Origin of the sequence: Salinicola salarius (assembly GCF_002179555.1) — a bacterium.
GTDB lineage: Bacteria > Pseudomonadota > Gammaproteobacteria > Pseudomonadales > Halomonadaceae > Salinicola > Salinicola salarius_A.
On record NZ_NHOU01000053.1, the window covers coordinates 1 to 10,196 of the forward strand.

Below are 10,196 nucleotides of genomic sequence, written 5' to 3' on the forward strand. Positions count from 1 at the left end.
ACCAGCACCTCGATATCGCCGCCGCTCTCCTCGACAATATGTTGCGCCGCGGCGACCACGTGGGCGGTGGCCGAGCCCAGTTCTCCATCGTGATATTCGGCAAGGACCAGAATGCTCATGCGATCAGCTCCTTTCAAAGCACTTTGGCTTCGTTCTTGAGTTTGTCCACCAGCTCATCGACGGAGCCCACCTTGACGCCGCCCTGGCGCTCGGCCGGCGGCTCGATCTTGACCAGGGTGAAGCGCGTGGCAACCTCGACGCCGAGCTCCTCCGGGGTCTTGACGTCCAGCGGCTTCTTCTTGGCCTTCATGATGTCGGGCAGCTTGGCGTAGCGCGGCTCGTTCAGGCGCAGGTCGGTGGTGACGATGGCCGGCAGCGCGAGCGACAGGGTCTGCAGGCCGCCGTCGATCTCGCGGGTCACCTTGAGGCGCTTCTCATCACCTTCAGCCTCGACGCTGATGTCGGAGGCGAAGGTGCCCTGGGGGCGGCCGGTCAGGGCGGCGAGCATCTGGCCGGTCTGGTTGTTGTCGCTGTCGATGGCCTGCTTGCCGAGGATCACCAGGTCCGGCTGCTCGGCCTCGACCACCTTGGCCAGCGCCTTGGCCGCGCCCAGCGACTCGACGCGCGCGTCGGTCTCGGCTGACGTATCAACATGGATGGCACGGTCGGCGCCCAAGGCCAGGGCGGTGCGCAGCTGCTCCTGGGCGGCCTTGGGGCCGACGGTGACCGCGACCACCTCGGTGGCCACGCCTTTTTCCTTGAGCCGCACCGCCTCTTCCACGGCGATCTCGCAGAAGGGGTTCATGGCCATCTTGACGTTGCTGAGATCGACGTCGGAGTGATCCGGCTTGACCCGGATCTTGACGTTGTAGTCGATGACGCGTTTGACCGCGACGAGGATTTTCATAAATTCCCCCTAATACTCGTTTGATAGAAAAAACAACGAATAGGCAAGTTACGAGATTTCATGTCGCGAACGGTAGCGCTCAGGCATAGACGTGGAAGCCGCGCCCGCTCTTGCGGCCCAGGTGACCGGCCGCCACCAACCGCTTGAGCAGCGGGCAAGGCCGGTACTTGGGATCGCCGAAGCCATCCTGCAGCACCTCCATGATCGCCAGGCAGACGTCCAGGCCAATCAGGTCGGCCAGGGCCAGCGGGCCCATGGGATGGGCGGCGCCCAGTTGCATGGCGCGGTCGATGTCCTCGGCGCTAGCCGCCCCCTCCTGCAGCAGGAAGGCCGCCTCGTTGATCATCGGCACCAGCAGGCGATTGACCGCGAACCCCGGCGAGTCGGCGATCGCCACCGCCGTCTTGCCCAGTTCCTCGGCCAGCGCCTCGATCTTGGCCACGGTGGCATCCGCGGTCTGCTCGGCGCGGATCACCTCCACCAGCCCCAGCACCGGCACCGGGTTGAAGAAGTGCATGCCCACCACGCGTTCGGGACGTTCGCTGACCGCGGCCAGCCGGGTCAGCGACAGCGAGGAGGTGTTGGAGGCGAGGATTGCCTCGGGGGACAGCCGCGACAGGTCGCGGAACAGCGACTCCTTGAGATCGGGCCGCTCGGGCGCCGCCTCGAGGATCACCTCGCAGTCGGCCAGCGCCTCCAGCGAGGTGGTCGGCGCGAGCCGCGCCAGGGCGGCATCACCTGCCTCGGCGGTCAGTTTGCCCTTGTCCACCAGCTTGGTCAGGCCCTTCTCTATCTCCGCCTGGGCCCGCGCCAGCGGCGCCTCGGCGACGTCGTAGAGGCGCACCTCGCGACCGGCGGTCAGCGCCACCTGGGCGATGCCCTGGCCCATGGTGCCGGCGCCGACGACGCCGATGGCCTGCTTGCTCATGTGTTGGATCTCCTCTGTCGTGAAGTCATGGGCCGATGCTATGCATGCGATGTCGGATACGAAGGCTATCTCAGCGTCAGCAACCCGACTCCTGACGGGCCAGCTCGCGCAATACGAACTTCTGAACCTTACCGGTCGAGGTCTTGGGCAAGTCAGTGAAAATGACTGTCTTGGGAGCCTTGAAATGGGCCAGCCGCGCTCGGCAATGGTCGATGATGGCTTGTTCGCTTACCTCGTCATGACCCGCCTTGAGCTTGATGAAGGCGCATGGGGTCTCTCCCCATTTCTCGTGAGGCCTGGCCACCACGGCGGCTTCTTCCACGGCAGGATGGGCATAAAGAACATCTTCCACTTCCACGGTGGAGATGTTCTCTCCTCCTGAGATAATGATGTCCTGCAGGCGATCCTTGATCTCGATATAGCCATCGGCGTGCCATACCGCGAGGTCGCCGGTATGGTACCAGCCACCGGACAGTGCTTCCTGGGTGGCCTCGGGATTCTTGAGATATCCTTTCATGACATTGTTGCCACGCATCAGGATCTCGCCGATGGTCTCACCGTCCTTGGGAACGGGAGCCAGTGTCTCACTGTCTGCCACACACAAAGTCTCAAGCATATGACCACGCACCCCCTGACGAGACTTGAGTCTGGCCCGCTCCTCCAGAGGAAGCTCGTCCCAGGCCTTGCGCCAGGCACAGACCGTCACCGGGCCATACACCTCCGTGAGGCCATAGACATGCGTGACTTCGATACCCAGGGCCTCGACCCCGGCGATAACGGATGCCGGCGGTGCAGCCCCGGCGGTGGTGGCCTTGACCGGATGTTTCAAGGCACGACGTTGTGACTCAGGTAGGTTGACCAAGCCATTCAACACGATGGGAGCGCCGCTGAAGTGGCTGACCTTCTCATCATGCAACAAGGCCATTACCTTGGCCGGCTCTACTCGACGAAGACAAACATTGACACCGGTGTTGGCCGCTATCGTCCACGGGAAGCACCAGCCATTACAGTGAAACATCGGCAAGGTCCAAAGATAGACCGGGTGCGGCCGCATGTGCCATTCGAGGATGTTGCTGATCGCATTCAGGTAGGCCCCCCGGTGGTGATAGACTACACCCTTGGGGTTGCCTGTGGTGCCCGAAGTGTAGTTGAGCGAAATCGCCTGCCATTCGTCATCGGGAAGACGATAGTCATAGTCCGGGTCGCCCTCAGCAAGCAGTGCTTCATACTCAACGACACCGACTGAACTCGCCTCTCCCTCGAACGATGCATCGGCCACATCGATCACCAGCGGCTTATCATCGAGCCTTGAAACAGCTTCCTCGATGACTGAAGCGAATTCTGGATCCACCAGGATCGCTTTCGCCTCACCATGCTCGAGCATGAAGGCGATAGCCTCGGCATCGAGACGGATGTTCAAGGTGTTGAGTACACAGCCTGCCAGCGGCACGCCGAAGTGGGCCTCGAACATTGCCGGCACATTGGGCAACATTGTCGCTACCGTATCGCCGTGACGAACACCACGTGCTTCCAGTGCCGAGGCCAGTCGCCGGCAACGCTCCCATGTCTCTCCCCAGTTGCGACGCAGCTCACCATACACGACTGCCGGATAATCGGGATAAATCTGGGCACTTCGCTCGATAAAGGTCAACGGCGATAGTGCCACATGGTTGGCCTGGGTTCTGGGCAAACCCTGCTCGAATATATTATCCGCTTGATCTTTCATGCTCGACTCCACTCATTGCTGTCCGCAGCAATTAGTCAGTTATGCGTATTATGGCCTGGCGTGGTCTCGTTACGTTACCAGCAGGCTATTGGTGACTCGTGGCCTTGACCGGCTCATCATCAGCCTCATTATGGAGAGGCGCTTTGGCTTCGAACCCAAAAAGGTTCTGTTTTTCCACCAGATAATAGAGGATGCAGCCAGCGGCCAGCCCCCAGCCGGCACCATAGACCGCCAGCACTACCGCCATGGTGCCGGCCACACCCCGCTCGGCCGTGCTATGGGCCTGCTCCATTCCCACCATCAGGCAGATATAGCCGGTCAGGATCAGGGTCAGCGACAGCGCGATGGGGAGTACCGGCTGGAACAGGCTGACCAGGGGCAGGGTGAAGAGGGCAACAAAGCCGGTGATCCAGAAAGTTCCTCCACCGCTGAAGATGGAATCCATCGCCGTGCGTCCATATTTGTAGCGCTCGGCCATAGTAGCGGTGACTGCCGTCCAGATCGGTCCGGCCAGACCCGGATAAGGAGCAAGAAAGGCATGGATCAGGTTACGCAGGGCGGTTACATGGTGTACCCGGTCGGTACTGTAGTCGATCTTCTCATCGGGACGAAGGTGGTCCACCCGAGACATCAAGGTGCGGCCGACGACGATATCACCAAAGGCAATGACGTAGGCGATCACTGCCGTGGGCACGGCCAGCATGAAAACATCCAGACTGGGGAACCCCACCACGAAGGGGAGGTAGTGCCACATTTCAGCGAAGTTCGGCTGAGTGATGCCCCATTCGATAGCTGGAAGAGGATATTCGCCGATCGACCAGGCGATCACGATAGCAGCTATCATCCCCGGCACGATGCCATAATTGGCGATTCTTTTAGCGATGGCATGGCGCTCTACCCAGCCTCTAAAGGCTAGAGAAAATAGTAAGAATATAGCCAATAGCGAACCTAAAGTGAGAGAGATCGGAGTGTTGGAAAGCCTACCGCCCTCCTGGATCTCGCCGGTAATCGCTGCGATACCGGCTCCCACGATAATTCCTGCCTGCAGAGAGTTTGGCACCAGATGAACCAGCTTAGCGCCCAAGCCCGTCACCCCTAGCAGAAAGAAAATCAGAAACACCAGGAACTGCAGCGCGAATAGGGCCCGAATGGCTTCAGGGCCCGGCTCGAAGTTGCCGAGAAACACCAGCACGATGGGCACCGCCGGAGTGATCCAGCCTGGCACCAGTGGCACTCCCATCAGGGCCGGCAGCATGAAACCGATACCGCAGACCACCACGAAGCCCAGTGCAACATCATAGGGTAGCCCCAAATACTGCTCGAGTAGCGGAATCATTGCCAGGCTGACCACAAACATGATCAGCCCCTGGATCATCTCAGCCGCTTCCCAGCGGTAATGGATAAAGGGCAAACGAATCTTGAAGGGACCTGCGGGCCAGTAAGGCTGCTCTTCACCATGCCGGCGCTTGTTGAGTTGCATGGAAGTCTCCTGCCATCCATCTCTAGATGGCTGATTGTGATTGTGATTGTGAAGACACGTCTTATCGACGCTGACTTCGACTACAGCGCTTCGCTATCCAGCTCACCGAGTGTCGATACCCCCGCCTCGATCACTGCCAGCTGGGCACGCCCCAGTGGCAGCCAGTGGCGTAAGGCGAAGTCGGCACTGGAGAGCTTCATGCGATAGAAGGCACTATCAGGGGGGGTATCGTGCAGCGCCATCTGCGCCTTGAGTGCTGAACGTCCCATCAGCCACGCACACAGCACGTGCCCCGTGAGATACAGAAAGGGGGTGGCGAACGCCTGAATGGCATCCGGCCCTTGGTCGGGATGCCTACCTTGCTCGAGCACCAGCGCCATGCCTCGGCGTAGATCCGCCGCGCCTGCCCGGAGAGCCTGCCCAAGCGTCGCCAATGTAGTAGAAGCCTCCAGTTCACTGGATGTCGCCTCGACCTCATCGATGATCTCCGCTAGAGCAGTGCCACTGTCACGCAACAGTTTTCGCCCGGCCAGATCCAGCGCCTGCATGCCGGTCGTACCTTCGTAGATCGTGGTTATCCGGGCATCGCGCAGCAGTTGCGCGGCACCGGTCTCCTCCACATAGCCCATGCCGCCATGCACCTGAATGCCCAGCGAGGCGATCTCCACGACTTGCTCGGTCGAGAAGCCCTTGACAATCGGTGTCAGCAGATCGACTCGCATCTCGGCTTGCTCGCGAGCAATACCATCCTCTGCCTGGCGAGCACGATCTGTTTCGCCCGCCGTGAACAGCGCCAGGGCACGCAGGGCTTCTATGCGCGAGCGCATCGACAGCAAGGTGCGACGCACCTCGAGGTGCTGGACCAGGGTTGCCGGACCTCCCCCCCGGGCTTGAGGTACCCGCCCCTGGACACGCTCGGCAGCATAGGCGACGGCCTGTTGATAGGCGCGTTCAGCCACGCCAATGGCTTGAATGCCCACCTTGTGGCGCGCCTCGTTCATCATGGTGAACATATGGTTCAACCCGCGCCCTGGCTCGCCGACCAGATAGCCGATGGCCCCTTCCCGGTCACCGAAGCTCAGCGTGCAGGTGGGAGAACCGTGGATACCCAGCTTGTGCTCCAACGACGTACACACCACGTCATTACGCTCGCCGAGGTTGCCGTCTTCGTCGACCAGAAACTTGGGCACCAGAAACAACGAGATCCCCTTGTTGCCTTCCGCGGCATCGGGGGTGCGAGCCAGCACCAAGTGGAGAATGTTCTCGGCGCAGTCATGCTCGCCCCAGGTGATGAAGATCTTCTGGCCAGTGAGCCGGAAATGATCACCCTCGGCCACTGCCTTGGTACGGACCTGCGATAGATCGGAGCCGGCCTGTGGCTCGGTCAGGTTCATGGTGCCGGTCCAGCCCCCCTCTACCAGCTTCTCCAGGTAGCGTGATCGCAGGGCATCGTCGCCATGATGGGAGAGAGCTTCGATGGCACCGGCGGTTAGCATGGGGCACAAGGCGAGGGCCATGTTGGCAGCGTGCCAATACTCCTGTACCGCGCTGGCTACCACCTCTGGCAACCCCTGCCCCCCCAGCTCGGCGCTGCAGCCGATGCCATTCCAACCGCCAGCGACGAAGGCTTGATAGGCCTCGGCAAAGCCTTGAGGGGTTTGCACCTCACAGCCCTCGAGCCGGCAACCTTGCCTATCACCGATCTGATTGAGCGGCGCCCAGACCTGGCTGGCCAGTCGCCCCGCCTCTTCCAGCACCGCTTCCACCAGGTCGGGCGTGGTCTCTGTGAAGGCCGGCAACGTCAAAGACCGGCTTTCCAGCAATTCTTCGAGCACGAAACGCGTGTCTCGGATAGGGGGGTTGTAAACCGTCATGGCACTACCTTGAGATATGTATTTACCAACACCTATAGTGTTTTCACTACTTTTTATTGGCAATGCCTCAAAGGTCGTAGCTAGACTAAAGGGGAAAGCCCAGGAAGGTGTGGAGACGGCGCGGGTGTTGCGCTCCACGGCACGAGGACCTGAGAATGAGCTGTCATATCCCCTTTACCCGGCCTGGGGCAGATGAGAGGCAGCCCTTCGACTGCTTGGTCGGTACGTCAATCAACGCGCCTGCTCTTGCAGGCTCCCCCTGCAATACGCGCCAGGAGTCCCATGGATTACCGCCCCTATGTCGACATCCCGCTTCCCGTGGTCGTGGTCGTGGTCGCCATCGCCGGGAAACACAAGGGACAGGTAAGCTTTGCTAATCCTCAGGCCGAACGACTATCCGCCGAACTCGGCTTGACGACCGAGGATCTGCTCCCCTCCGGTGCCTTCAAGCCACTCTCTACAGCCCGCCTGAGCCATGGCCTGGAATGGATCCGTGGGATGCACGCTCTCCGCTGGCGACCGACGCCACTCGATCCACGACACTGCCTATGGATCGCTGAAGTGCTGAGCGAGGAACATGCCATCATCGTTCGTCTGACCAAAGACAGGGATCGGTACCGAGAGCTGGCCGAAAGTACGACCGACCTGATTTCGCGTCATGCCAAGGACGGGACCTTCTTGTATGCCTCCAGGGCGGCGAAAACGCTGCTGGGCTACGAGCCCGAGGAACTCATCGGTGCCTCGGCCTACGACATGTTCCATCCCGACGACTTGACCGCCATGCTCAACAAGTCGCCACGCATCTACCACGACAGCGGTTTCTATCAGCAGACCTACCGATTCCGGGCAAAGGATGGCCACTATGTATGGTTTGAGACCACCAGCCGCACCCACCGCGATCCGCTGACGGGTGAGCTGATCGATATTCTCTGCGTCTCGCGGGATGTGAGTCGGCGCATCCATGCTGAGGCGACCCGTGAGCGCCTGGCACGCGTGGTGGAATCCACGACCGATTATGTGCTGTTCGTCGACGACAGCGAAAAAGTGTTTTATTCCAATGAGGCGGCACGCTATCTGTTGCAGCTTTCCAGCCAGGAAAGCGAAATTCAGCTCAACCAGGCTTATCAGGAAGAGTCATTACGACGGCTGCGCCAGACAGCGTTTACCGCCGCTTCTCGTCAGGGGGCCTGGAGTGGTGAGTTGGAGATGCGCTCTCCCAGAGGGCCGGTGCCAGTGCTGACCGTGGTTATCTCCCACCGAGGGCCAGGGCCAGGGTCAGCGCAGGACCATCTATCACTACTCAACCGCGACATCGGCCTACGCAAGAAGGCGGAAGACCAGGCTCGCATCCACCAGCAGCAGATCGCCCATGCCAATCGGCTGGCCGCCACCGGTGAGCTGGCCTCCAACATCGCACATGAACTCAATCAACCGTTGGGCGCCATTGCCAATTATGCGAGTGGCGTGCTGATGCAGCTTCGTGCCCGCCCGGGCTTACCCGCCTTGGCGCTGGAGGAGCCCCTCAGCCGTCTCAACGATCAGGTGCAGCGACTCGCCGAGCGACTGCGGCACATTCGCAACTTCGTGCGCAAAGGACAAATTCGTCCAGGGCCGGTTGCGCTCGAAGAGGTGCTAGACAGCGCCTGCCATCTCTGCGAATGGCAGTTCAGGGCGAAGCGGATCGAGATCGATATCGTGAGCTCTCCTGGGCTCCCCCCCGTGATGGCCGATGCGACGGCACTCGAACAGGTGGTCGTCAACCTACTGCTCAATGCCCTGGATGCCAGCTGCGACACCCCTGATGCGCGCCATGTGCGCTTGGAAAGCTGGCAGTCGGGGCCAGGTGAGCTCGCCTTCTCGGTTACCGATCAGGGGCCCGGTCTCACACCGGAAGCCGCCGCCGCCGCCTTCACTACCTTCTACTCCACCAAGCCGGAAGGGCTGGGAATGGGACTCGCCATCAGCCGTTCACTGATCGAGACCATGGGGGGCAAGCTGTTTATCGACGACAGCTACCAGGCGGGGGCACGCTTCGTTGTGGCTCTGCCCAAGGCTTCAACTTCCTGCCGCGACGGCATTAACGGTACACTTGGGGGATCTTGAGGCAGCGACCGAGGAGAGAACGTTGGTGGAAGCGAACCTGACCCCGGACGCAGCCGACCGGTCGTTGGTCGCAGTAGTGGATGACGACGAAGCGTTACGTGATTCGCTGATCTGGCTACTCCGATCCGTGGGACTCGAGACCGCTGCTTACCCCACCGGCGAAGCCCTGCTCGAGGCCAATGATGTCCATCACGCGGCGATCCTGCTGGACGTACGTATGCCCGGCTTGAGCGGCCTACAGGTGCAGCAGCAGTTACGAGAGCGTGGTGATGTCGCCCCGGTGATCTTCATGACGGGTCACGGTGACGTCCCCATGGCGGTGCAAGCGCTCAAGGCCGGCGCCTTCGACTTTATCGAGAAACCCTTCAACCACCAGCAGTTGATCGACTGCATACAACAGGCCTTGGCCTTGAACCAGCATCAACGCCTGGCACAACGGCGGCACGACGAACTTGTCGCCCGTTTCGCCGAGCTGCGGCCGAAGGAACAACAGATTCTGCGCCACGTTGCCGAGGGCATGACCAGCCGTGAGATTGCAGAGCACCTGGACATCAGTGCCAAGACCGTGGAGGTCTACCGGCTTCGGACCATGCGCGCCTTAGGTGCCGAAAACCTTGCCGAACTGGTCAGGATGGCGGTGGCATTAGGGTTGGTCGAAGTTATGCCAAAAGAGAAGGGGGAAGAGTAGGAACTCAAGAGTTTGCCGGTTCGTCATAGTTGGGCAGGTTGTCGCGGATCGGCAGCTTGGGATCGCTGAGCCTGAGGTGGCAGGGCTGGTCTTCCTCGTGATTGGTGTTGGACAGGAACACCGAGGAGGGATTGTTGAAGGTCGGGCTTGGGGTAGTCGATCCGCTCGCCCTCGGCCGCCTGCTGCATCAGGCGGCCGCCAGGCCCGAGGGCCCGGCGCCGCCGTGGTCCATCGACAACCGGAAGGAACCAAGTAGGGCGGGTTGAGGGAAGCGAAACCCACCGGACCAAGATGGCCCCCGCGGGCAAGGTACGCAGCCCCCGGCCTACGGTTGAACCGCCGGGACTTGGCGAAAGGAGCCCTTAGCCAACGTCCTCGAAGCGCCGGTGGTCAACATCATCGTCCGCTTACAGCTTGCCCTCGAGCTCGGGCACGGCCTCGAACAGGTCGCCCACTAAGCCATAGTCCGCGACCTGGAAGATCGGCGCCT

At 61.0% G+C, this 10,196-nt stretch carries 7 protein-coding genes and 2 pseudogenes; 2 read left to right on the forward strand and 7 right to left on the reverse strand.

The genetic code is table 11. From position 1 onward, the window contains the following. The 6 genes and pseudogenes from CCD76_RS20485 to CCD76_RS18220 all read right to left on the reverse strand — a co-directional run. Positions 1–119: pseudogene (locus CCD76_RS20485) on the reverse strand (electron transfer flavoprotein subunit alpha/FixB family protein); the annotation flags it as partial. 14 nt (positions 120–133) lie between these two features. After that, a complete protein-coding gene (locus CCD76_RS18200; protein WP_087720950.1) occupies positions 134–907 on the reverse strand; it encodes an electron transfer flavoprotein subunit beta/FixA family protein in 774 nt (257 codons plus the stop codon). Between the two features lie 79 nt (positions 908–986). Beyond that, positions 987–1,835 (reverse strand): 3-hydroxybutyryl-CoA dehydrogenase, encoded by an 849-nt coding sequence (locus CCD76_RS18205; RefSeq protein ID WP_087720951.1) that lies wholly within the window; start codon positions 1,833–1,835, stop codon positions 987–989. A gap of 76 nt (positions 1,836–1,911) precedes the next feature. Then, the gene (locus CCD76_RS18210) at positions 1,912–3,561 is read right to left on the reverse strand and encodes an acyl-CoA synthetase (RefSeq protein WP_087720952.1); all 1,650 of its coding nucleotides are present in this window, start codon (positions 3,559–3,561) and stop codon (positions 1,912–1,914) included. Positions 3,562–3,646: 85 nt separating this feature from the next. Next, positions 3,647–5,041 carry a solute carrier family 23 protein gene (locus CCD76_RS18215; protein WP_087720953.1) on the reverse strand — a complete coding sequence of 465 codons (1,395 nt, stop codon included), beginning with the start codon at positions 5,039–5,041 and terminating at the stop codon, positions 3,647–3,649. 80 nt (positions 5,042–5,121) lie between these two features. Beyond that, positions 5,122–6,915 (reverse strand): acyl-CoA dehydrogenase, encoded by a 1,794-nt coding sequence (locus tag CCD76_RS18220; protein ID WP_087720954.1) that lies wholly within the window; start codon positions 6,913–6,915, stop codon positions 5,122–5,124. A gap of 282 nt (positions 6,916–7,197) precedes the next feature. On the opposite strand from CCD76_RS18220, the gene CCD76_RS18225 reads away from it, so the two are divergent. Together CCD76_RS18225 and CCD76_RS18230 are read left to right on the forward strand one after the other, a co-directional pair. After that, complete coding sequence (locus tag CCD76_RS18225; protein ID WP_231664751.1) at positions 7,198–9,018, forward strand: PAS domain-containing sensor histidine kinase; 1,821 nt, start codon at positions 7,198–7,200, stop codon at positions 9,016–9,018. Between the two features lie 25 nt (positions 9,019–9,043). Then, positions 9,044–9,706, forward strand: a complete 663-nt coding sequence (locus CCD76_RS18230) for a response regulator transcription factor (protein ID WP_256961378.1) — start codon at positions 9,044–9,046, stop codon at positions 9,704–9,706. A gap of 13 nt (positions 9,707–9,719) precedes the next feature. Here the strand turns inward: CCD76_RS18230 and CCD76_RS18235 are convergent. Continuing rightward, a pseudogene (locus CCD76_RS18235) lies at positions 9,720–9,888 on the reverse strand (4Fe-4S dicluster domain-containing protein); the annotation flags it as partial. Between the last annotated feature and the right edge of the window lie 308 nt (positions 9,889–10,196).

Coding starts and splice junctions, on each gene's coding strand:
- CCD76_RS18200 (WP_087720950.1), bottom strand. CDS start 907: ATGAAAATCCTCGTCGCGGTCAAACGCGTCATCGACTACAACGTCAAG.
- CCD76_RS18210 (WP_087720952.1), bottom strand. CDS start 3,561: ATGAAAGATCAAGCGGATAATATATTCGAGCAGGGTTTGCCCAGAACC.
- CCD76_RS18215 (WP_087720953.1), bottom strand. CDS start 5,041: ATGCAACTCAACAAGCGCCGGCATGGTGAAGAGCAGCCTTACTGGCCC.
- CCD76_RS18225 (WP_231664751.1), top strand. CDS start 7,198: ATGGATTACCGCCCCTATGTCGACATCCCGCTTCCCGTGGTCGTGGTC.
- CCD76_RS18220 (WP_087720954.1), bottom strand. CDS start 6,915: ATGACGGTTTACAACCCCCCTATCCGAGACACGCGTTTCGTGCTCGAA.
- CCD76_RS18205 (WP_087720951.1), bottom strand. CDS start 1,835: ATGAGCAAGCAGGCCATCGGCGTCGTCGGCGCCGGCACCATGGGCCAG.